This is a genomic window from Lysobacter tyrosinilyticus (assembly GCF_054779815.1).
In genome coordinates, this window is record NZ_BAAGXN010000001.1 from 825,438 (window position 1) to 845,558 (window position 20,121).

Annotated in this window: 17 protein-coding genes and 1 tRNA gene; 11 read left to right on the forward strand and 7 right to left on the reverse strand. The window is 64.8% G+C overall.

Translation table 11 applies throughout. From position 1 onward, the window contains the following. Window positions 1-296: 296 nt before the first annotated feature. Both cueR and ACYVGK_RS03430 read right to left on the reverse strand, forming a co-directional pair. Window positions 297-737, reverse strand: coding sequence for a Cu(I)-responsive transcriptional regulator (gene cueR, locus ACYVGK_RS03425; RefSeq protein WP_460731828.1), 441 nt, complete (start codon window positions 735-737; stop codon window positions 297-299). A 407-nt stretch (window positions 738-1,144) separates the two neighbouring features. Beyond that, window positions 1,145-1,220 (reverse strand) — tRNA-Gly (locus ACYVGK_RS03430). Between the two features lie 210 nt (window positions 1,221-1,430). On the opposite strand from ACYVGK_RS03430, the gene ACYVGK_RS03435 reads away from it, so the two are divergent. The 3 genes from ACYVGK_RS03435 to ACYVGK_RS03445 all read left to right on the forward strand — a co-directional run bounded on the left by ACYVGK_RS03435 (window position 1,431) and on the right by ACYVGK_RS03445 (window position 4,816). Further along, window positions 1,431-2,102: an HAD family hydrolase gene (locus ACYVGK_RS03435; RefSeq protein ID WP_460731829.1), complete on the forward strand. Its 672-nt coding sequence runs from the start codon at window positions 1,431-1,433 to the stop codon at window positions 2,100-2,102. Between the two features lie 186 nt (window positions 2,103-2,288). Continuing rightward, complete coding sequence (locus tag ACYVGK_RS03440) at window positions 2,289-3,596, forward strand: DUF5690 family protein (RefSeq protein ID WP_460731830.1); 1,308 nt, start codon at window positions 2,289-2,291, stop codon at window positions 3,594-3,596. A gap of 62 nt (window positions 3,597-3,658) precedes the next feature. Further along, a complete protein-coding gene (locus ACYVGK_RS03445) occupies window positions 3,659-4,816 on the forward strand; it encodes a TIGR03364 family FAD-dependent oxidoreductase (protein WP_460731831.1) in 1,158 nt (385 codons plus the stop codon). A gap of 171 nt (window positions 4,817-4,987) precedes the next feature. Here ACYVGK_RS03445 and ACYVGK_RS03450 read toward each other — a convergent pair whose 3' ends face one another. Together ACYVGK_RS03450 and phnF are read right to left on the reverse strand one after the other, a co-directional pair. Beyond that, window positions 4,988-6,688 carry an alkaline phosphatase family protein gene (locus ACYVGK_RS03450; RefSeq protein WP_460731832.1) on the reverse strand — a complete coding sequence of 567 codons (1,701 nt, stop codon included), beginning with the start codon at window positions 6,686-6,688 and terminating at the stop codon, window positions 4,988-4,990. Window positions 6,689-7,155: 467 nt separating this feature from the next. Beyond that, window positions 7,156-7,932: a phosphonate metabolism transcriptional regulator PhnF gene (gene phnF, locus ACYVGK_RS03455; protein ID WP_460731833.1), complete on the reverse strand. Its 777-nt coding sequence runs from the start codon at window positions 7,930-7,932 to the stop codon at window positions 7,156-7,158. A gap of 102 nt (window positions 7,933-8,034) precedes the next feature. Between phnF and ACYVGK_RS03460 the strand changes: the two genes are divergently transcribed. Further along, window positions 8,035-9,174, forward strand: coding sequence for an alpha-D-ribose 1-methylphosphonate 5-triphosphate diphosphatase (locus ACYVGK_RS03460; RefSeq protein ID WP_460731834.1), 1,140 nt, complete (start codon window positions 8,035-8,037; stop codon window positions 9,172-9,174). A 230-nt stretch (window positions 9,175-9,404) separates the two neighbouring features. Continuing rightward, window positions 9,405-11,768: a TonB-dependent receptor gene (locus tag ACYVGK_RS03465; RefSeq protein ID WP_460731835.1), complete on the forward strand. Its 2,364-nt coding sequence runs from the start codon at window positions 9,405-9,407 to the stop codon at window positions 11,766-11,768. 62 nt (window positions 11,769-11,830) lie between these two features. On the opposite strand, the gene ACYVGK_RS03470 is transcribed toward ACYVGK_RS03465, so the two are convergent. Further along, complete coding sequence (locus ACYVGK_RS03470; protein WP_460731836.1) at window positions 11,831-14,359, reverse strand: ATP-binding protein; 2,529 nt, start codon at window positions 14,357-14,359, stop codon at window positions 11,831-11,833. A gap of 313 nt (window positions 14,360-14,672) precedes the next feature. Between ACYVGK_RS03470 and ACYVGK_RS03475 the strand changes: the two genes are divergently transcribed. Genes ACYVGK_RS03475 through ACYVGK_RS03485 form a run of 3 tightly spaced genes read left to right on the forward strand, consistent with a single transcriptional unit; the run spans window position 14,673 to window position 16,543 of the window. Then, window positions 14,673-15,020 carry a PadR family transcriptional regulator gene (locus ACYVGK_RS03475; RefSeq protein WP_460731837.1) on the forward strand — a complete coding sequence of 116 codons (348 nt, stop codon included), beginning with the start codon at window positions 14,673-14,675 and terminating at the stop codon, window positions 15,018-15,020. Further along, on the forward strand, window positions 15,017-15,925 hold the full coding sequence (locus tag ACYVGK_RS03480; RefSeq protein ID WP_460731838.1) for a hypothetical protein: 909 nt from the start codon (window positions 15,017-15,019) through the stop codon (window positions 15,923-15,925). Before ACYVGK_RS03475 ends, ACYVGK_RS03480 begins: the two co-directional genes overlap by 4 nt. A gap of 51 nt (window positions 15,926-15,976) precedes the next feature. Beyond that, window positions 15,977-16,543, forward strand: a complete 567-nt coding sequence (locus ACYVGK_RS03485; protein ID WP_460731839.1) for a DUF2867 domain-containing protein — start codon at window positions 15,977-15,979, stop codon at window positions 16,541-16,543. On the opposite strand, the gene ACYVGK_RS03490 is transcribed toward ACYVGK_RS03485, so the two are convergent. Continuing rightward, window positions 16,540-16,773: a hypothetical protein gene (locus tag ACYVGK_RS03490; protein WP_460731840.1), complete on the reverse strand. Its 234-nt coding sequence runs from the start codon at window positions 16,771-16,773 to the stop codon at window positions 16,540-16,542. The two genes, ACYVGK_RS03485 and ACYVGK_RS03490, sit on opposite strands and share 4 nt — an antisense overlap. 158 nt (window positions 16,774-16,931) lie before the next feature. On the opposite strand from ACYVGK_RS03490, the gene ACYVGK_RS03495 reads away from it, so the two are divergent. Continuing rightward, window positions 16,932-17,384, forward strand: coding sequence for a GNAT family N-acetyltransferase (locus ACYVGK_RS03495; RefSeq protein WP_460731841.1), 453 nt, complete (start codon window positions 16,932-16,934; stop codon window positions 17,382-17,384). An 85-nt stretch (window positions 17,385-17,469) separates the two neighbouring features. On the opposite strand, the gene ACYVGK_RS03500 is transcribed toward ACYVGK_RS03495, so the two are convergent. Then, window positions 17,470-18,630 (reverse strand): hypothetical protein, encoded by a 1,161-nt coding sequence (locus ACYVGK_RS03500; RefSeq protein WP_460731842.1) that lies wholly within the window; start codon window positions 18,628-18,630, stop codon window positions 17,470-17,472. Window positions 18,631-18,855: 225 nt separating this feature from the next. Here ACYVGK_RS03500 and ACYVGK_RS03505 point away from each other — a divergent pair, with 225 nt between their 5' ends. Both ACYVGK_RS03505 and ACYVGK_RS03510 read left to right on the forward strand, forming a co-directional pair. After that, entirely contained in the window at window positions 18,856-19,707 is an 852-nt protein-coding gene (locus tag ACYVGK_RS03505; protein ID WP_460731843.1) for a lysostaphin resistance A-like protein, read from the forward strand. After that, a complete protein-coding gene (locus ACYVGK_RS03510) occupies window positions 19,704-20,096 on the forward strand; it encodes a cupin domain-containing protein (RefSeq protein ID WP_460731844.1) in 393 nt (130 codons plus the stop codon). The genes ACYVGK_RS03505 and ACYVGK_RS03510 overlap by 4 nt, the downstream gene beginning before the upstream one ends. Window positions 20,097-20,121 lie beyond the last annotated feature (25 nt).

Genomic DNA, 20,121 nt, shown 5'->3' on the forward strand with positions numbered 1-20,121 from the left:
AGAGGGTGCCCGAAGGGCATTGCTCTTCGGGCTTCTTTTTTTCAGCGGAAGAACGTCTCCCTCTCCCCGCTTGCGGGGAGAGGGTCGAAGCGGCCGCTAGGCCGCTGAGGGAAGGGCGGGTGAGGGGGGCGAGCGTAGCGAGCTGCTGTTGCAGTTGCTTCTGCGGCGACGTCGAAGAGCCAAAGCAACTCGCTACGCTCGCTCCCCCTCATCTGCCCTTCGGGCATCTTCTCCCCGCGAGCGGGGAGAAGAAAATCCGTAGCCAAGCGCGCTCATGTCGCGTACGTCCTCCACGCTCACCCCGCCAGATCATCCAGGATCGGGCACTCCGGGCGCTCGTTACCGCGGCAGTGTTGCGAGAGGTCGAGCAACGCGCGTTGCATCGCCTGCATCTCGCGGATCTTCGCGTCCAGTTCCTGCGCGTGGGCCAGCGCCAGCGCCTTCACTTCCGCACTCGCGCGTTGGCGATCGTTCCACAGTGCCAGCAATGCCTCGATCTGCTTCATCGAGAAGCCGAGATTGCGCGCGCGGCGGATGAAGCGGAGCCGATGCAGATCGGCATCGGCATACAGGCGATAGCCGGCGAAGGTGCGGTTCGCCGCGGGAATCAGGCCCACGCTCTCGTAGTGCCGGATCATCTTGGCGCTGACCCCGGTGGCGGCCGATGCCTCGCCGATGTTGTGCAGCCCCTGTTGCCTGGCCTCGGCCAGCTCGGGGCGTGGTGATTTTTTGACCATGCGTCGATTCCCGCGGAGTGCCGCGTTGCGCTCACAGCGTGAACCTTACCCCCATGGGAACGTCAATGGCCCTTTCCGGGACGGACACCGTGTTGACCTTGCCATGGGGGCAAGGCCCAGCCTGCGCTCCACGGCATCCCGCCGTATTCCGGAGAAACGTCATGCATAGCGTCGAAGTCGAGAAGAACCAGGCTTGTGGCTGCTGCAAGTGCCAGGAATGCACATGCACCGTGTGCGGTTGCTGCCAGTGCCAGCCGCGGTCGTGCGGTTGCGCAGGGAAGTAAGCAGGAGCGAAGCGGGCTGCAGGAGATCCAGCCCGTTCTTTGTAGAGCGGAGCTTGCTCCGCTGCTTTTGACTCGATATGGCGAAAACGACGACGCCCCGCAAGCGGGGCGTCGTGCTGAAACTGGAGCGGGAAACGAGACTCGAACTCGCGACCCCGACCTTGGCAAGGTCGTGCTCTACCAACTGAGCTATTCCCGCGGGGGCGCGAAGTTTACGCAAAACCACAGGGAAAAGGAAAGCGGCGTAATCCAGCCGGCACCGCAACCCCGGTTTCGAGCGATCACCGGCCCAAGGCGGTGCCGTCGCGCACCAGCCCAATGGACCTGTCTACATCCGGTAACTGAGGGTCGGACGCTGGCCGATAGGCTAGACGGCTTTGGCATTCCGGCGAATACGATGAAATACCGCATGGCTGTTTTCGACATGGCAGGCACCACGGTGCACGATCCGGGCCTCGTGGCCGAGGCGCTCGCCCAGGCACTGGTCGCGCACGGCGTGGCGGTCGAACCCGAGGCCGCGCGTCCGCTGATGGGCTACGACAAGCCCGAGGCGATCCGGCGGCTGCTGCGTGCGCACGATGCGGCAGCCGTCGCCGAAGACGCGGAAGCGGTCGCGAAGATCCATACGAACTTTGTCGCACGCATGATCGAGTGCTATCGGCATGATCCGCGCGTGCAGCCCATGCCGGGCGCGGAGGCGACGTTCCTGCAGTTGCGTGGGTACGGCATGCGCATCGCACTCAACACGGCGTTTTCGCGCGACATTGCGGATGCCATCGTCGGTCGCTTCGGCTGGCAGGAGCGGGGCGTGATCGATGATCTGATCGCGGCGGATGAGGTTCCGGCCGGGCGCCCGGAGCCGTACATGATCGAAGCGCTGCGCATGCGTGCCGGCGGCATCGACGCTGGCGCCGTGGTCAAGGTCGGCGATACGGAAGTCGACATCGCCGAAGGCCGCAACGCGGGCGTCGGCAAGGTCGTGTCGGTCACCACCGGCGCGTATCGACGCGAAGAGCTGCTGGCTTATGCGCCCGATGCGGTGATCGACGACCTGCAGGAACTGGCCGCGCTGCTCGATTGATCCTGGGCTCGCGTCCTGATTTGTAGAGCGGAGCTTGCTCCGCTGCCTTTTGCGCTTCCATTCGCACAAATCAAATGCAGCGGAGCAAGCTCCGCTCTACAAAGCAAAGGCGAAAACATCGCCACGCGACTAGACCTGTCTAGTCGTCGTCATCGCCGGGCCACCGCCGGGGCCGAAGCTGGTGCGATGTCTTCTACCTCGTCGCACCGCGCACAGCCGCGCGTACCCCATCCGCTGCAGATCACCCTGCTTGCCGGCAGCGCCGCATTGGCCACGTATGCCTGCATGTACGCCTTCCGCAAGCCATTCGCGGTCGCGACTTTCAGCGGCCGGGAAATCGCCGGCGTGGACTACAAGGTCTGGCTGGTGGTCGCGCAGATCCTGGGCTACATGTGCAGCAAGTTCATTGGCATCCGCGTGATTGGCGAGCTCGACGCGCGCCATCGCGGTCGACTGCTGCTGATGCTGATCGGCGGGGCGTGGCTGGCTCTGCTTGGTTTCGCGTTGGTGTCGGCACCCTGGAACGTACCGTTCCTGTTCCTCAACGGCTTGCCGCTGGGCATGGTGTGGGGGCTCGTCTTCAGCTATCTGGAAGGCCGCCGTGCGACCGAGGCGATGGGCGCGATCCTCGCATCGAGCTTCATTTTCGCCTCGGGCATGGTCAAGACCGTCGGCAAGCTGTGGCTGCTGGCAGGCGTGAGCGAATTCTGGATGCCGTTCCTGACCGGCGCGGTGTTCGCGCTGCCGCTGCTGCTCGCCGTGCGCCTGCTGGAACGGATCCCGCCGCCGGATGCCGCCGATCGCGTCGCGCGCCATGAGCGCAAGCCGCTTGATCGTGCGCAGCGCCGCGCGTTCGTGAGGCGCTTTCTGCCGGGGCTGGTGCTGGCGATTGCCTGCTATGTCGCGTTGACCGTGGTGCGCGATTTCCGCGACAACTTCGAAGCCGAGCTGTTCATCGACCTGGGCTACGGCCAGCGCGCCGGGCTCTTCACCCAGCTGGAAACCCCGATCGCGATCGCCGTGCTGTTGCTGACCGCGTCCTTGATGCTGGTGCGCGACAACCTGCGCGGGCTGATGGCGCTGCATGCTCTGATGCTCGCCGGACTGCTGACCGCGGGTCTCTCTACGTTGGCCTTCCGCGCCGGCCTGCTCGCGCCGCTGTGGTGGATGGGGCTGGTCGGCTTCGGTCTGTACCTGGCCTACGTGCCATTCAACTGCGTGTTCTTCGAACGCCTGATTGCGACCTTCCGTGTCGCCGGCAATGTCGGCTTCCTGATGTACCTCGCCGATGCCTTCGGTTATCTCGGCAGCGTGATCGTGTTGCTGAGCAAGGAGTTCGTGCACCTGCATCTGTCGTGGACGCAGTTCTTCTCGGCTGCCGTGCTGCACCTGGCCACCTTCGGCAGCATTGCTCTGGTCGGCTCCGCGCTGTATTTCCGCCAAAAGGTGCGCAGTGTCAGGCGCGCCGAACTCGCGCTGCCGCAATCGGCCTGAATCTTCCGGAATATTTTGTCCCCAAAGGAAAGACGCCGTCGCACCGGCGGCCGCATATCGCAATGAAGAACGAATCCGCAATCATCATCGGCGCCGGCATCGGCGGTTTGGCCGTGGCCCGTGCCCTGGCCGTACGCGGCTGCCGCGTCACCGTGCTGGAACGCTACGACCGCGCCGTGGGTGCCTCGGTACGCAACTTCGGCATGGTCTGGCCGATCGGCCTGCCCAACGGTCCGCTGTACGAGCGCGCGCTGCTGTCGCGTTCGATCTGGCTGGAGATGCTGCAGGAAGCCGGCATCTGGCACGACACCTGCGGTTCGCTGCATGTGGCCTACGCCGAGGATGAACTGGCGGTGCTGCAGCAATACGCTGAAGCCAATCGCTCGCTGCGTCCATGCCGGATGCTCAGCGCCACGGCGGCGCTGGATATGTCGCCCGCGCTCGTGGCCACGGGTTTGCGCGGTGCGCTGTTCAACGCCGACGAGATGGTGGTCGATCCGCGCGAGGCGATCCGCCGCCTGCCAGCGTATCTCAGCGAAAAGTACGGCGTGCAGTTCCATTGGCGTACGCCGGCGACCGCGGTGGAGACCGGCGTCGTGCACAGCGGCAAGCAGCGCTTCGAGGCCGATCGCGTTTACCTGTGCAACGGTCCCGAATTTGAACAGCTTTTCCCAGAGTTGTGGGCGGCCGCACCGATCACGCGTTGCAAGTTGCAGATGCTGCGCATGGTCGCGCAGCCCAGCGATTTCCGCCTCGGCGCGGCGCTCTGCGGCGGCTTGTCGCTGGCGCACTACGCCGGCTTCGAGCAGGCCGCCGATCTCGCGCCGTTGCGTGCGCGCTATCGCGCCGAACACGCCGATCTGCTCGAACTGGGCATCCATGTGATGGCAGCGCAGAACGGCATGGGCGAGGTCACCATCGGCGACTCGCATGCCTATGCACATACCCACGATCCCTTCGACGAACAGAGCGTCAATGCGAAGATCCTGGGCTATCTGTCGACCTTCGTCCGCCTGCGCGATCCGCGCATCGTGCAGACCTGGCATGGCATCTATCCCAAGCTCACCGATGGCAGCAGCGAGTTCGTGATGGAAGCCGCGCCCGGAGTCACCGTGCTCAATGGGTTTGGTGGCGGTGGTTTGGGTATGACCCAGGCATTGGGTTTGGCGGAGCAGCTGGTGGCGGGGGATTACCGGATAAAGCAATCGCTTGCGGCGTAACCCCTCGCCCCAGCGACTAGCTTCCCTCGCCCCGCTTGCGGGGCGAGGGACAGCGTTGCGTAGCAACGCAGGGTGAGGGGCCGTGGCGGAAGATCAAGAGCGCCCCTCATCCGCCCTTCGGGCACCTTCTCCCCGCAACGCGGGGAGAAGGGGGCTTTCAATAAGTCCGGATCAACAACCACCCGTCACGCTACACACCTCACGCCCAGCTCCGTTGTTGAACAACGTCCGGATCTCATCCTTACCCAGCGCCCGGCGCCACACGCCCAGATCATCCACGTCGGCCTTCAACTGATAGCCGTAGCTGCCGGTGCCGTCCTGGCCGATGTTGAGCGGTAGCAGCGAACGCAGATCCTGCAGCGAGTTGATCTCGTTGGCGATGAAGTAGAGCTTGCCGTCGGGACTGCCGGCATACAGCGTCGACAGACCGTTGCTGCGGTCGACGGTGATGGCCAGGAACCACCACTGCGTGGTGAAGTCCTTCGTATCGATGCGGTAGGCATCGGCGCGGCGTGCACCGGTGTCGGCGAGGTTGAAGCCGAGTTCGTTGCCGCCCGCGCTCGCTACCGAAGCGGTCCAAAGTAGCCCCGGATTGGCGCCGCTCGCCCAGTTCTTGTTGCCGATGATCACCGGATCGCCGCTCTGCGTGCCCGCGCGATACCACAGCGTGAAAGTGAAATCGCTGGCGCCGGTGCCGCCGAAATCGAGATCGGCCTTGCCGTTGCCGAAGCTCAGATATTCCTTGTCGCCCTTGCGATTGGGCAGGATCTGCACCGCGCTGCCGAACTTGCCGCTGATGAAGGCAGGCGAGCCGGCGCCGATGGTCACGCTGTTGCCACGGCCGGTGTTGTCGGCGTAGGTGTCGTTGAACCGCAGGTTCGCGACCAGACCAGTCGCTAGTGACGCCGGCAACGCGGGCCGCACACTGGCGCCGCGCGCGGTGTCGTCCAGCGTGTAGTTGCCGCTGCCGTCGATGCGCGGGAAGCTCTGCGCAGGGTCATAGCCGAAATGGCTCAACACCGTCGCCATCGTGTCCATGTTGTGCGCACGCCCACTGATCACGCCCTGGCTGGCCGTACGACTCGCCACCAGGAACGGGATGGTGAAGTACACGGCGCTGCGCGGGCCGTGGCTCGTGCCGTAGCCGCCGTGGTCGGCGGTGACGATGATCTGCCAGTTCTCGTTGGCGAAATTCGGGCGCGCGCGCACCGCGTCGAGGATGCGTCCGATCTGCGTATCGGCGGTCTGCAGTGCGCTGTAGTAGTTGCTGCTCAGCCAGCCGTAGGTGTGACCGGCGTGATCGGGGTCGTCGAAGAAGACGAACATGGCGTCGACGTTGCGTCCCAGCGCCCAGTTGGCATCGGTGTACGTGCCCCCCAGCATCTTCACCGCGCGATCGGTGGAACCCGCGTCGCTCTCGATCTTCAGGTAGTCGGAGGCAGTCGGCACATTGGCATCGAGGCTCCAAGTCGCCAGCTTCACCGTATTGAGCGCACTGTTCTTCAGTTCCAGCGCGGACAAGTAATCCAACTCGTTTACCGCACTCATCTGGGCCGCGTCGTTCGCGGTCACACCGTGCTTGGCCGACGTCACGCCGGTGTAGATCGAGGTGTGATTGGGGCCGCTCATAGTGTCGGCGTCTTTGATCGTCTGTGCCTGGTAGGCATACGCGCCCTGGTAGCCCGGCTGCCAGGTGCCGTTGATCAGGCGTTGCAGATTGGGTGTGCCGGCGATTTCCAGCGCGTCGGCGCGGGCGCCGTCGAGCGCAATGACCAGCGACTTGGGTTGTGCGCTCTGCGCACATGCCGGCAAGGTCAGCCCGATTAGGGTGACCAGCACGGCCGCGCGCCGCATTAGGGTTGATACGGACATCCGGAAGCTCCTGTTGAAGGCATCGATGGGTGATGCGCCGGCAGCAGGAGTCGCGATGTGTGTGCGTGAACTCTTCCCGCAGGACATCGCGACGGACAACGGCCCGGCGCGACGTCAGCTTGCGGATGGGGATTGGCAGGGCGGTGGCGCGATACGGGCCGGGCTCGCATCCTGTGCGGTACGGATGCGGGGAATACGGATCGGCAGCGACATCACTGAAGGTGCATTACGTACCCGCCAGTTCTCAATCTTGTCCCTCGCCCCGCTTGCGGGGAGAGGGTGCCCGAAGGGCGGGTGAGGGGGGCGAGCGTAGCGAGTTGCCTTTGCAGTTGCCTTTTTCATAGGTGAATGGAGCAGAGCAAGAGCAACTCGCTACGCTCGCCGCCCCTCATCTGCCCTTCGGGCATCTTCTCCCCGCAAGCGGGGAGAAGAGCGAGATTAGTGTGCATCGCGCTCGACTTGCGGCCTTAGCCATCCGGATGCAACGAAAGCTGCACCCAATCCCCGGCGAAATGAGTCACGCCGTACTGCACCGCCAACCCATCGGGATCGACATTGATCGATTGCACGCACAGCACCGGGCGGCGCGGCGACTGACCGATGACCCGCGCGATCTCCGCGGTCGGCAACTTGGCCATCACGCTGGTGTGCTTGCGCAAGTAGTCGTTCACGCCGAATTCGGCCAGCGTGCGCGTCACCGAGAGGTGGCGCCGGAATACTTCGGGCAGTTGCGGGAATCGCTGCGCGGGGAACCAAGCTTCGGCGTGGTCGACGATGCGCTCCTCGCCTGGGCCGACTTCCACGCGGGTGAAGTACACGATGCGATGCGCGCGTTCGCGTCCGACCAGCCCCAGGGCGCTGGCTACCTTGCGATCCGGAACCTGCGTCGCCGCCTCGATCAGTTCGTAGCGACTGCTGACATTGAGGTTATTCATCGCCTTGGAAAAGCGCGTGCGCCGACCGATCGGGTACTGATACGGATGCTCCTGCACGAAGCTGCCGCGACCGGATTCGGTGCGCACGTAACCGCGCGACTCCAGCGCTTCGAGCGCGCGACGTACGGTGTGCCGGTTGACGCCGTAACGGTCGGCGAGTTCGAACGCCGATGGCAGGCGCGTGCCCTCGCTGAGTTCGCCGTCGCGGATCTGCTGCAGCAGTGCGGCTTCGATCTGCTGCCATAGCGGCAGGGCGCTGTCGCGACTGAGCGACCTCGCGCGCGAAACCGGCGATTCGGCGACTGTCATGAAACTTCCATCCGGAGGTGTTTTGCTGGCGTGCTAGCTAATCGCCTGGATATTGCAGTCGGGTGACAACAACCGGATTCGGCAAAACAGCGGCGGCAAGACGTGACGTACGAAACTGTTCTGGACAATGCGCGCCTGGTCTTGGCGGACGAGGTGATCGACGGCCACCTGGTGTTGCGCGGCGGCCGTATCCACGCAGTCGGCCAGGGTCGGGTGAGTCAGCCCGCGGCGATCGACTGCGACGGCGACCTGCTGCTGCCGGGCCTGGTCGAGTTGCACACCGATAATCTGGAAAAGCACCTGCTGCCGCGCCCGGGCGCGTTCTGGCCCGCCGATGCCGCGGTGGTCGCGCACGATGCGCAATTGCTCGCTTCGGGAATAACGACGGCGCTCGACGCCTTGTCGGTGGGCGACGACGCGGAGGAGTCGCCGCTCGATCCGGTCGTCACAGTCCAGGCGTTGGAGCGAGCGCATCGCGCCGGCCGTCTGCGCGTCGACCATCACCTGCATTTGCGCTGCGAATTGCCGTGCCCCGACCTGCCTGCACGTCTGGAGCCATTGTTGGAGCAACCGCGCCTGCGTCTGCTGTCGCTGATGGATCACACGCCGGGACAGCGGCAGTTCCGCGACCTGGAGCGCTATCGGGCCTACAGCAGTCGGCATGGCGTGGCGTGGGACGAAGCCGGCTTCGCCGCGCGTCTTGAGCGCCTGCGCGCGCAGCAGCACGCGTACGCCACGCCGCATCGCGCGTACGTACTTACTCAGGCGCTGGCACGCGGGGTGCGCGTGGCCAGCCACGACGACGCCGACGCCACGCACGTCGAGCAGGCGTTGGCCTGCAACGCATCGATCGCGGAATTCCCGGTGACCCTGGAGGCAGCGCGTGCGGCGCATGCGGCAGGGCTGCACGTGCTGGCCGGTGCGCCCAACCTGGTGCGTGGTGGTTCCCACAGCGGCAACGTCGCCGTCGCCGAACTCGCGGCACAAGGGACGTTGTCGTTGCTGTCGTCGGACTACGTGCCCGCGAGCCTGTTGCACGCGGTGTTTCTGCTGGCGCGCCTGCCGGGCTGGACGCTCGCGGCTGCCGTGGCGACCGCAAGTGCGACACCTGCGCGCGCCGTGGGTTTCGATGATCGCGGTGTACTGGCAGCTGGCAGACGCGCCGATGTGCTGCGCGTACATGCCAGCGGTCCGGTACCCGTCGTCCAGGGTGTCTGGATATCAGGTGTGCCGCGCTACTGAGTCGGAAAACGAAAGAAGTAGTTCTCAGTACTTTCGTTTCATGCAGACAGGTGACGGCCGCGGCCCACGCCCCGCCGCATCCACTTCATTTCAAAGCCATGACCGTGCAATGGCGCACCGTCGTAATGCCGGCCGGCGCCGCGGCTTGCGTAGGGACACGTCTTGCGTAGGGACACGTCATGCCCGCGTGAGCGCCGTCCCGTATTCCAAGTTGCCTACCGAGATCGCTCATGTTGACCCCGATTCGTTCCCCGCTCGCGCTGGCCCCGCTGTATCTGGCCTTGCTCGCGGCACTTCCCATGGCCGCACGCGCCGCCGACGTCGCCACTGCCACGTCCTCCGCCGATGCCGATACCTCGACCGCCACCACTGGCGATGCCGCGGCCGCAACGCTCGACGCGATCAACGTGGTCGGCTCGCGCGAAACCCGTTCGGTGCAGACCGTTGGCCAGGTCGAGCTGCAGAAGTTGGCTCCTGGTACCAACCCGGTGAAGGCGCTGGAGAAGCTGCCGGGCGTGCACTTCGTCGCCTCCGATCCATGGGGCAGCTATGAATGGTCGAACCGCATCGCCATCCGCGGCTTCAACCAGAACCAGCTCGGCTACACGCTGGATGGCATTCCGCTTGGCGACAACAGCTACGCCAACCACAACGGCCTGGCGCCGAACCGCGCGATCCTCTCGGAGAACGTCGCGGAAGTGGAACTCGCGCAGGGCGCGGGCGCGCTGGGCATCCCCTCGACCAGCAATCTCGGCGGCGCGTTGGTGATGTATTCGAGCGATCCGCTGACCGAATTTGGTGGGCGCGTCGGCCTCGCTGCGGGCGACAACGGCCTGCGTCGCGGCTTCGTCCGCGTGGACACCGGCGACTTCGGCGGCTTCTCCGCGTACGTGTCGGCGATGGGAAACCAGGCTGACAAGTGGAAGGGCGATGGCGTGCAGGAACAGCGCCAGTGGAACGGCAAGGGCGTGTACCAGTGGGATACCGGCCGCATCGCACTGTGGCTGAGCACCTCGCGCCGCAACGAAACCGACTACCAGGATCTCTCGCTCGACTTGCTCAAGCGCTGCGGCTACGAATGGGACAACTACGCCCCGGATTGGAATCGTGCGCTGAACGCGGCCAAGGGCGTATTCACTGGCTGCGTCACCAACAAGGACGATGCCTACTACGCCGCACGCGGCCTGCGCGACGACTGGCTGGGCAGCTTGTCGGGTGAGTTCTCGCTGGGCGACACCGCGACGGTGAAGAGCACCGCTTACTACCACCGCAATGAAGGCCAGGGCCACTGGTTCACGCCCTATGTGATCTCGTCGCCGCAGATCCCGATGGCGTTGCGCATCACCAGCTACGACATCGAGCGCAAGGGCGTGAACGCCAGCGTGACCTGGAACGTCAGTGCCCATCACGAGGTCGAAACCGGCTTCTGGTACGAGGACAGCGTGCACGGCGCCGGCCGCAATGCCGTGGCGATCGATGGTCCGGTCGACGACGGCCATTTCTTCCCGCGCGAAGACTTCGATTTCTTCTTCTTCCGTCAGCGCTTCGATACCAGCACGCGCCAGTGGTACCTGCAGGACACCATGAGCTTCCTCGACGACAAGCTCACTGTGAATGCCGGCTTCAAGGGTCAGAACGTGGTGACTGATGCGCTCGCCATTCCGGCGCCGGCCGGTCAGTCGACGCAGTATCAGTCGCAGCGCACCAGCGGCCAGCTGACCACCAAGGACAGCTTCATGCCGCAGGTCGGCGTGCGCTGGGCGCTGGATGAACACAGCGACGTGTTCGCCAACTATGCCGAGAACCAGGTGGCGTTCCGCGCCGGCGTCAACGGCGCATGGTCGCTCAAGCAGGCGCAGTTCGACGCCGGCAGGGCCAATGCCAAGCCGGAAAGCTCGCGTTCGCTGGAAGTCGGCTACCGCACCGGCAATGACGACTATCAGGTCTCCGCCACGCTTTATGGTGTGCGCTTCGACGATCGCCAGCTGATCATCGTGCCGTGCGCCGGCGTGGTCAGCTGCCCCAACCAGTTCGCCAACGTCGGCAGCGTGACCACCCATGGCGCCGAGCTGGCCTTCATCTTTTCGCCGGGCGAGAACTTCCGCTGGTTCAACAGCGCATCGTTCAACGATTCGCAATACGACGACGATTACATCAACCGCGCCTATGTGAGTCCGGATCCGGCCTGTGCGGGTGCGACCAAGCCGGAATCATGCTTCGTGGTCCACGCCGGCGGCAAGCAGGTCGTGGATACGCCCAAGCAGTTGTTCGCCAGCGAAGTCGAATACCACTGGGGTGATTTCACCGCCAAGCTCGGCGGCAAGTACACCGGCAAGCGCTACTACACCTACAACAACGACGCCGGTGTCGACGCGTTCTGGCTGTGGAACGGCAGCGTGGCGTGGGAAAAGCAGGATCTGGGCTGGCTGCACCGGATGCGCGTGAGCCTGGATGCCACCAACCTGCTCGACAAGCAGTACATCGCGACGCTGGGCAGCAACGGCTTCCGCGATTCGGATCCGAATGGCACGTTCGCCACGCTGCTGGCGGGTGGGCCGCGCCAGCTGTTCCTGAGCGTGGATATGGAGTTCTAAGTAAGTGACGCGGGAGGGCCGCTCGCCGGCCCTCTTCGCGGGAAGTGCGAAACGGACGCCGGTCAGCCGGAGGAGTCCGCCGTTCTCCTGGCGTGGGATAACGTGAAATAGAACGTGGCGCCTTCTCCTACGACGCCCTTCGCCCAGATCTGGCCGCCGTGGCGGTTGATTACGCGCTGCACGGTGGTCAGGCCGATGCCGGTACCTTCGAATTCCGAGGCGTCGTGCAGACGCTGGAACGGTACGAACAGCTTTTCCGCCTGCGCCATGTCGAAGCCGGCGCCATTGTCCTGGATGAAATACGTCACCGGATCCACGTCGTTGGTACAGCCGATGGTGATCCTCGGTGCCGCCTGCTTGGCGCTGAATTTCCAGGCGTTTCCGATCAGGTTTTCCAGCACGATCATCAGCAGGTCCGGATCGCCCTGTGCGTTCAGGCCTTCCGCGATTTCGACCACGCCTGCGTGCTTGGGATCGCGTCGGCGCAGGTTCGCGACGACGGTGTGAGCGAGCTGGCTCAACGCGACCGGCCGCATGCGCACCGGGCTGCGCGTGGCGCGCGAGAGCGCGAGTAAGTCTTCGATCAGCTGCGCCATTCGGCGGGTGCCAGCGCGCACCCAGCGCAGGTAGTCGTGCGCCTGCACGTCGAGCGTATCGGCGTATTCGTCTTGAAGCGCCTGGCTGAAGCCGTCGATGGTGCGCAACGGGCCACGCAGGTCGTGCGACACCGCATAGGTGAAGGCTTCCAGCTCCTGGTTCTTGAGTTCGAGATCGTCCAGCAGGAGTGCGCGGGTTTCCGCGAGCTCGCGCGCGGCTTCGATCGCGGTGCGGCGCACGCGGGCCAGATCCAGGTGCGTTCCCACCCGGCTCAATAGTTCACGCGCGGAAAACGGTTTGACCAGGTAATCGTCGGCGCCGGTTTCCAGGCCCGCGACAACGGCTTCCTCGCCGGCGCGTGCGGACAGCAGGATCACCGGGATCATCGCGGTCCTGGCGTCATCGCGCAGCGCCCGCAACAGTGCCACGCCATCGCGGCGCGGCATCATCACATCGCTCAGCACCAGATCGGGCGGCCGCCGCAGGACGCTGGTCAGCGCGTCTTCGCCATCGACGACGACTTCGACTTCCCAATGCGGTGCGAGCAGGCGCGCCAGATACTCGCGCATGTCCGGGTTGTCATCGGCGACCAGCACGCGCAGCCGCGCCGGACCGGTTGCGGGTTCATCGCGCACATCGATCGGAACCCGACGGTCGATGGCCTTTGCCCACGACGATATTTGCCGTTCTTCCGACGCGGCATCGAGATTGCTCAGCTGGTCGCCGGGACCGATCTGCTCGACGGGCAGATGCGCGCAACCGGTGGGAATGGACACGGTGAAGGTGCTGCCCTTGCCGGGTTCGCTCTGCACCTCGATCGTGCCGCCATGCTGGTGCACCAGTTCGCGGACCAGGGCCAACCCGATGCCGGTGCCTTCGAAGCTGCGGCCCTGTGCGCCGGCGACACGGTGAAAGCGCTCGAAGATGTGCGGCAATTCGTGCGTGGGAATGCCGGTTCCGGTATCGGACACGTTGAGCACGACCTTGCCGTCGCGTGACTGCAGGCGCACGGCGATCTCGCCCGCGAACGTGAACTTGAACGCATTGGAGATCAGGTTGAGCACGATCTTTTCCCACTGCGATCGATCCACGTACACGGGTTCGGGCAGCGGCGGGCAGTCGATCTTCAGCGTGAGGCCGGCCGACGTCAGCAGTGACTGGAAGGAGCCGGCCACGCCGGCAGTCACCATCGCCAGGTCGGTCGGCTCGAACGAGGAGGTCAGGCGGCCGGCTTCGACGCGGGCGAAATCCAGCAGGCTGTTGACCAAGCGCAGAAGCCGCAGTGCATTGCGTTGCACCGCTTCCAGCGTTTCGCCCTGCAGTGAGCGGCGCGAGGTGCTCAGCGCGTCTTCGATCGGGCCGAGAATCAGTGTCAGCGGCGTGCGGAATTCGTGGCTGATGTTGTTGAAGAACGCGGTCTTGGCGCGATCCAGATCGGCCATGCGGTCGTTGGCTTCGCGCAATTGCTCGTTGGCCGTGGCCAGGTCCTGGCTGCGCTGCAGGATTTCCCGCGCCATCGCTTCGCTGCGCTGCTCCAGGACATTCGAACGTTCGCGCTGGCGTTGCTCCTGCTGCGACAGCCGGACGAACGCGGTGACGTCTTCGACGCGATGGATGATGTAGAGGACTTCGCCGGTGGCGCCGAGCACCGGTGAATTGAGCGGACTCCAGTAGCGCTCCTCGAACGCGCCATCGGGTCGGCGGATGTCGTATTTCTGCACCGCCATCGTGTCGGCGGTGCGCTGGGCCACCGCTCGCACCAGCGAGGCTTTCAGGTTGCTGGTGCCGGTAGCGGACTGGTCGTCGGGATTGTCGGGGAAGGCCAGGAACAGGGCCTTGCCGACGATCTGTTCGCGCTCGGTCAGCGTGGCGCGCAGGTAGGCGTCGCTGGCGGCAAGAATGGTGAAGTCGGGGTCGGGTCGCAGCACCAGAAACAACCCCGGAATGCTCTCGAAGAGAGCACGGAAATCCGGACCGTCCATGCGGATGCGCATAAGCGCGTCTCTCAATCCATCCCCGATAAGAAGATGCGACCGCGATCGGGCGGATGTCAAACCAGGATGCGCCGCCTGCGGATCGCCTCGAACCCGCTCATGGAACGGTCCTTCCATCGCTGAATCCAGCATCCATACCGGCCCTCCGCCGCTTGGCCGGTATGGCCCGGCGCCCGCTGATCGGGTGTTCCCTGCTGGCCAGATCCTCGTCGAACTGCCTCCTGGGGCTGGCCTTGCCGGGCCGGGGTGGGACGGGCTGGTTGCCATACTGTGTAGTGCTATGTATCGTGCGATGCACACTACAAGGCGAAGCATGGCTGACTCTCGCGAAAACCCCGTCCCCAAGCTGGAACTCGAGCTGCGCCGCGGCGCCCTAGTGCTAGCTGTGCTGTCGCAGCTGCGGGAGGTGCAGTACGGCTATTCCCTGCGGCAGGCACTGGCCCAGCGCGGTATGCCGATCGAGGAAGGGACGCTGTATCCGCTGTTGCGCCGGCTCGAAGGGCAGGGACTGCTCGCCTCCGAATGGCGGATCGAGGACGGCCCGCCCCGTCGCTACTACCGACTCAACGACGCTGGCGAGGCACTTCTCGTCGAACTCACGGCCTTCTGGAATTCCCTGGTGGGGACCATGGCCGACCTGCTGGGAGGAAGCGAGCAATGAAGCCGAGCGAAGTAATCGACTCCTACGTGACCGACGTGATCCGCCGGGTGCCACGCAGGGATCGCGACGAAGTCGGGCTGGAACTGCGCGGTCTCCTCAACGAGATGCTCGACGATCGCGCGCTTGGCGAAGGGCGCACCGCAGACGACGCCATGGTGCTGGCGATGCTGCGCGACTTTGGAACGCCCACTGAAGTCGCCGGCCGCTATCGCGAGCCGGGCATGGTCATCATTCCCGAGGAACAGACGCGTTCGTTCGCGCTCACGGCAGTCATCGGTGTCAGCCTGCAATGGGCACTGACGCTGCCCCAGGTCTTCCAGGGCGAACCCCTGTCCCGCTGGTGGCTGACCTGGGGCGTGGGTGCGCTGTGGTGGCCAGGCCTGATGGCGATGGGCGCACTCGCAGTAGCTTGTTTGCGCCGAATCGGGTTGCTCAAGTCGACATGGCGTCCGCGCACGGTAGACCCGGATCGGATCAATCGCGCCGCGATGGGCTTCGGCCTGGTGTGGTTCGCCATCGGGGTCGCATTCGTGACCTGTCTGCCCTGGACCGTGACTGCATTGCCGCAGCCGTTGTCGCAGGTGTTCGCATTCGATCCGGCGTTCCTGCACGCACGGGTCTGGCCTGCGCTGTTGCTGTGGGGCGGTCACTTCGCCGTCATGGTCATGGCGTTCGCTCAGGGGCGCTGGTCGGCGCGCATGCGTTCGCTGGACATCGCCTTCGGTGCGGCGTGGCTTGCGCTCCTGGGCTGGTGGCTGGTGGCGGGCAATGTCTTCCTCGCGGAGCCGACCAACGACGGTTTCCGCGGTGCCATCACCCTCGTGATGCTGATCATCGCCGTGGACCTGGCGATCAAGTTGCACCGGCGGCGTACCCAGATCCGGATGCCGGCCGCGATCGGTTGATCTCGCCAGCGGCAAAGGAGCAGGTTCGCCGTCGACAGACGAGCCTGCTCCGTGGTTTCCCACTACGCTTACGCGGCCATGCGAAATCAGAATCCCGTCGTTTCTCCGGTCGTGCTGCCGGCCGAGTCGCAAATCAGCGGCTTCTATCCGTCGGTGACTTTTGCCGACGCGTATGCGATCCGGCTTCCCACCCATGCCTCCCGTGATCCTGAAGTGCTTGCCCGCTTTCTCTTCGCGCGCCCGCCATCGATAGTGCGATCGCTGTTGAAAGTCCGCGATCTGCTAGTCGCGCCTTTTGGCATCAAGACGGCGGATCACATGCAGGCATCGGGAGCGTCCGGGTGCGATCAGCGTATCGGCATCTTCAGGATCTACGATTCGAATGCGGATGAAATCGTCCTGGGTGAGGACGACCGCCATCTGGACTTCCGGCTGTCGGTGCTGTGCCGCCCCAGCGATGGCACGGGGAGCGTTACCGAGGTCGTCCTGTCCACGGTCGTGAAATGCCACAACGCATTCGGACGCGCGTACATCACGGTGGTCGCGCCATTCCACCGCGCGATCGTGCAGGGAAGCCTACGGCGCGCCGCGCGATCCGGCTGGCCGCCCTGCGCCTAGGTTGCGCCGCCGCGCTCGCGGGAAACCGGGTCCGCGTTGCGTGCGACGACCGCCGGTCGAATGTGCAGAAGCTGGTTCTCCCACACGGAGAGGACGCTGATGTACTGGTCCAGCAATGCGCGGTCTTCGAGATGAAGTCCGGCCCGGTGGCCCAGGCTGACCGTCGCGATGCGGTCGAGCCGGGCCAGCAATTCGCGCAATCGATGCCTCTGCAAATCGTGCAGTTCCATGTTCGCCTCCCTCAGGAGAACGACTCTTTAACAGAGGCGCCGTCAACGGGGCGCGATTTCAACGCATGGGCGCGGCGCTGACCTGCACGACCAATGGAGTCGGAAGCCTGCACGCGATCGCCACCCTCGCCGCGTAAGATGATTCCGCTGTGTTGGTCTTGCCTTCCATTCGTCTCGCCACTCCGGCTGACGCGCACGCCATCGCCGAGTTGTCGCGCGATGCCATCGAGTGCGGATTGGGCTGGACTTACACGCCCGCACGAGTCCTGACAGCACTTCGCAGCCGCATCACCAACGTGGCCGTGATCCGCGACGATGACACGCTCCATGCCGCCGGCATCATGGATTACGGAGACACGTCGGCCCATTTGATCCTGCTGGGCGTGCAACGCGGCGAACGTCGCCGCGGCCTGGGCCGGCATGTCCTGACCTGGTTGGAGGAATGCGCGGCGACGGCCGGACTGCGCACGATCGGGGTCGAGGTCCGCGCCGACAATCCGGGCGCCATCGCCTTCTACTTGGCGCAGGGCTATCGATTTCGCGATCGCGTGCCGAACTACTATCGCGGCGTGCTCGACGCGATGCGCTTCGCGAAGCGGCTCGGCGTCTGAACCCGACAGCCGGCAAACGCCACGCGGGAAAAAAGAAAGCCGTCGCACTGCGACGGCTTTCGTGGACTCACTGACTAGCCGAAGCTCAGTGGTTATCCGCCTGGGTCAGCTCGGGCAGCACGGATTCGAACTGGCCCGCCACCGACAGGGACGGCTGGATGTGACCCTGCTTCTGCGCCGAAGCGGCGAGATTGGCGCCCCACACCGAGCTGCGCAGACGCTGGTTCGGCGTACCGTGGTGGCCGTCGGAACTGAAGCCGCAATCGCCGACCTGGTAGAGAGACTGCTGCGACGGCAGCAGGCGCTTGGAATTCAGGGCGAGGCCACGCTTATGCGTGAGGTAGTAGGTGCCAAAGGCGTCCGCCATCAGCTCGGTGCGACGCGTCGCTTCGGCGCCGGTCAGCGGCGAGTCGTACAGACCGTCCTTGAACTGCACCTGGTGGCCGAATTCGTGCGCCAGGATGGTGCGCGCGCCATTTTCGTCGAGGCCGACGGCGGCCATGCCTTGCAGGATGCCGTCACCCATGACGATGCGTTCGGGGATGCCGAGGCTCGGAGCGCCCGGGAACGCGAACGCGTTGAAGGTGAAGATCGGATGCGCGCCGTTCTGCAGCGCGGGATCGAGCTGCAGCGTCTGATGGATCAGATTGGCGACGAGCGGCGCGAGGTCCGGGCCATAGACCAGCTCGGCGGCGCGTTCGGTGCGTTCGACGCTGCTGAAGACGTCCGCGCCGTGCATCGGGACCATGCCCATCGTGCGCGTATCGACATCCCAGAAGCTCTTGAGGTCGCGGAACTCATGCGTAAGCTTGAGAGTGTATTCGCCATTGATGCCGTAGCTGTTCGCGGCGGCCGGATCGCCGTACACCAGCGCATCGTAGGACGGCAGATCGAAAGCGCCCAGGATCGAAAGGATGTAGAGACTAAAAGGATTGACCTTGCCGACTTCAGCGTTGACGTAGCTGCCGAGCGCCGTGCCGGAGCACTGGTAGTCATCCGGATCGATGGCGCTGCTGGAGATCGCCGACCATTGGGTTTCGCGGATGGCGTGCTTCATCGCCGCGTTCGCCTTCCAGTCCTGCAGCTTGACCTGGAGTGCCTGCGCGCGCGCGATCAACTCGGCGTAACGCGCATCTTGGGCCGAAGACGCGGCCGGTGCGGCGGTGGCCGTCGCCGGAATGGTGGCGCCGATGGCGAGGGTCAGGCCTGCGGCAATGCAGGTGGCCAGAAACTTGTGCTTCAACACGATCGTTCTCTCCTTGATGGTTGGGAGCAGCTGGCTGCTCTAAGGAAATAACGTCGCTGCGTGCGAGTGCCCTACCTGGCTCATACGGAAATTGCGCGATCGCGCCATTGGTTGGTGTGTCGAACGGCACTTCCATCGATCATTGCGCGAGCCGCGCGGGCCGTGTAGAACGAGCGCGATTGCGCCCTCGTAGGCACGAGCGCACGTAGGGGAAGGAGTCCAATCATGCAGAAGACTTCCTTGCACGAGCTGTTGCGTCTCTTCGGGTTCCTGCTGCTGGCCGCACTGGCGATGGCGGGTTCAGGCGTGGTATCCGGAACGGTGTTCGCGATGCTGGCGATTACTCCCGACAGACCGCTGGCCGCATGGATGTTTCCTGCGATCGCCACCGGCCTGCTCCTGCTCGTGACCTGGGTTGCGCTGCACGTCGAGAAGCTTGGGTTCGCGGCGTTGGGGCTGGCCTGCACGCGACGACGCGCGTGGGAATTCGCCATCGGATTGGCGATGGGCACGCTGGCATTTGGCTTGCTGACCATGCTGAGCGCATGGTGGGTAGGCGCCCACTGGCAGGTGGACTGGGCGAGCGGCGCGCGCGTGGTCGTGCAGGGACTTCCGCTGGCGTTGTTGATGCTCCTCCCGGAGGAGCTGGTGTTTCGCGGCTATGCCTTCCGCAAGTTGCAGACGTTATGCGGCGCGCGCGTTGCGCTCGTGCTTTCGTCGCTGCTGTTCGGCGCCTATCACCTGCTGGGTTCGGGCGACTGGGCGATGGGTGCGGTCTTCCGTTTCGCGATGCCGGCACTCGGGGGACTGGTCTTCGGCTATGCGCTGTTGCGCACCGGTGGTCTTGCGATGCCGATCGGGCTTCATCTGGGCGGCAACTGGATCCAGGGCAGTTTGTTCGGCCTGGGAGCCGAACCGGGAAGCACGTTGTGGGCGGCGCCGTTGGATGCGGAGCAGGTGCGTGCGCTCGCTGCACCAGACCTGATGCCGCACCTGCCGTACCTGCTAGCCATGTTGCTGCTGGGAGCCTTTGTCATGATGTGGCGTCCCCAACCAGCACCAGCGGCAGTGCGATGAAGCAAGCCATTCACCGATTCGATCCGGCCGGCGAATACGACACGCTCGAACGTTGCTACATCAACGAGCTCTCCAATACAGCTCACGATCCGGACGTTTCGATTGCGCGTGCACGCGTGGCCGTGGGCGTTACGACGCGCTGGCATCGCCTGCGTGGCACCAGCGAGCGTTACGTCATCATCGAGGGCAGGGGGATGGTGGAAGTGGGCAGCTTGCCTGCCACTGAAGTTGGCGTGGGCGACGTCGTGTCGATTCCACCCGACTGCCCCCAGCGCATTACCAACACCGGGTCGGTCGACCTCGTATTCCTCGCTGTGTGCAGCCCGCGCTTCGTGCCTGAGGTGTATGAAGACACCGAAGATCAGAGGATCCAGTGCCCCGAGCCGTAGCCGCTGAGAAGTATCGGCCTTGGGG

Bases quoted from the DNA above. Each gene is read 5' to 3' on its own strand.
- ACYVGK_RS03505 (WP_460731843.1), top strand. From the start codon at position 18,856: ATGCAGAAGACTTCCTTGCACGAGCTGTTGCGTCTCTTCGGGTTCCTG.
- ACYVGK_RS03470 (WP_460731836.1), bottom strand. From the start codon at position 14,359: ATGCGCATCCGCATGGACGGTCCGGATTTCCGTGCTCTCTTCGAGAGC.
- ACYVGK_RS03465 (WP_460731835.1), top strand. From the start codon at position 9,405: ATGTTGACCCCGATTCGTTCCCCGCTCGCGCTGGCCCCGCTGTATCTG.
- ACYVGK_RS03445 (WP_460731831.1), top strand. From the start codon at position 3,659: ATGAAGAACGAATCCGCAATCATCATCGGCGCCGGCATCGGCGGTTTG.
- ACYVGK_RS03435 (WP_460731829.1), top strand. From the start codon at position 1,431: ATGGCTGTTTTCGACATGGCAGGCACCACGGTGCACGATCCGGGCCTC.
- ACYVGK_RS03490 (WP_460731840.1), bottom strand. From the start codon at position 16,773: ATGGAACTGCACGATTTGCAGAGGCATCGATTGCGCGAATTGCTGGCC.
- ACYVGK_RS03440 (WP_460731830.1), top strand. From the start codon at position 2,289: ATGTCTTCTACCTCGTCGCACCGCGCACAGCCGCGCGTACCCCATCCG.
- cueR (WP_460731828.1), bottom strand. From the start codon at position 737: ATGGTCAAAAAATCACCACGCCCCGAGCTGGCCGAGGCCAGGCAACAG.
- ACYVGK_RS03450 (WP_460731832.1), bottom strand. From the start codon at position 6,688: ATGTCCGTATCAACCCTAATGCGGCGCGCGGCCGTGCTGGTCACCCTA.
- ACYVGK_RS03510 (WP_460731844.1), top strand. From the start codon at position 19,704: ATGAAGCAAGCCATTCACCGATTCGATCCGGCCGGCGAATACGACACG.
- ACYVGK_RS03475 (WP_460731837.1), top strand. From the start codon at position 14,673: ATGGCTGACTCTCGCGAAAACCCCGTCCCCAAGCTGGAACTCGAGCTG.
- ACYVGK_RS03480 (WP_460731838.1), top strand. From the start codon at position 15,017: ATGAAGCCGAGCGAAGTAATCGACTCCTACGTGACCGACGTGATCCGC.
- phnF (WP_460731833.1), bottom strand. From the start codon at position 7,932: ATGACAGTCGCCGAATCGCCGGTTTCGCGCGCGAGGTCGCTCAGTCGC.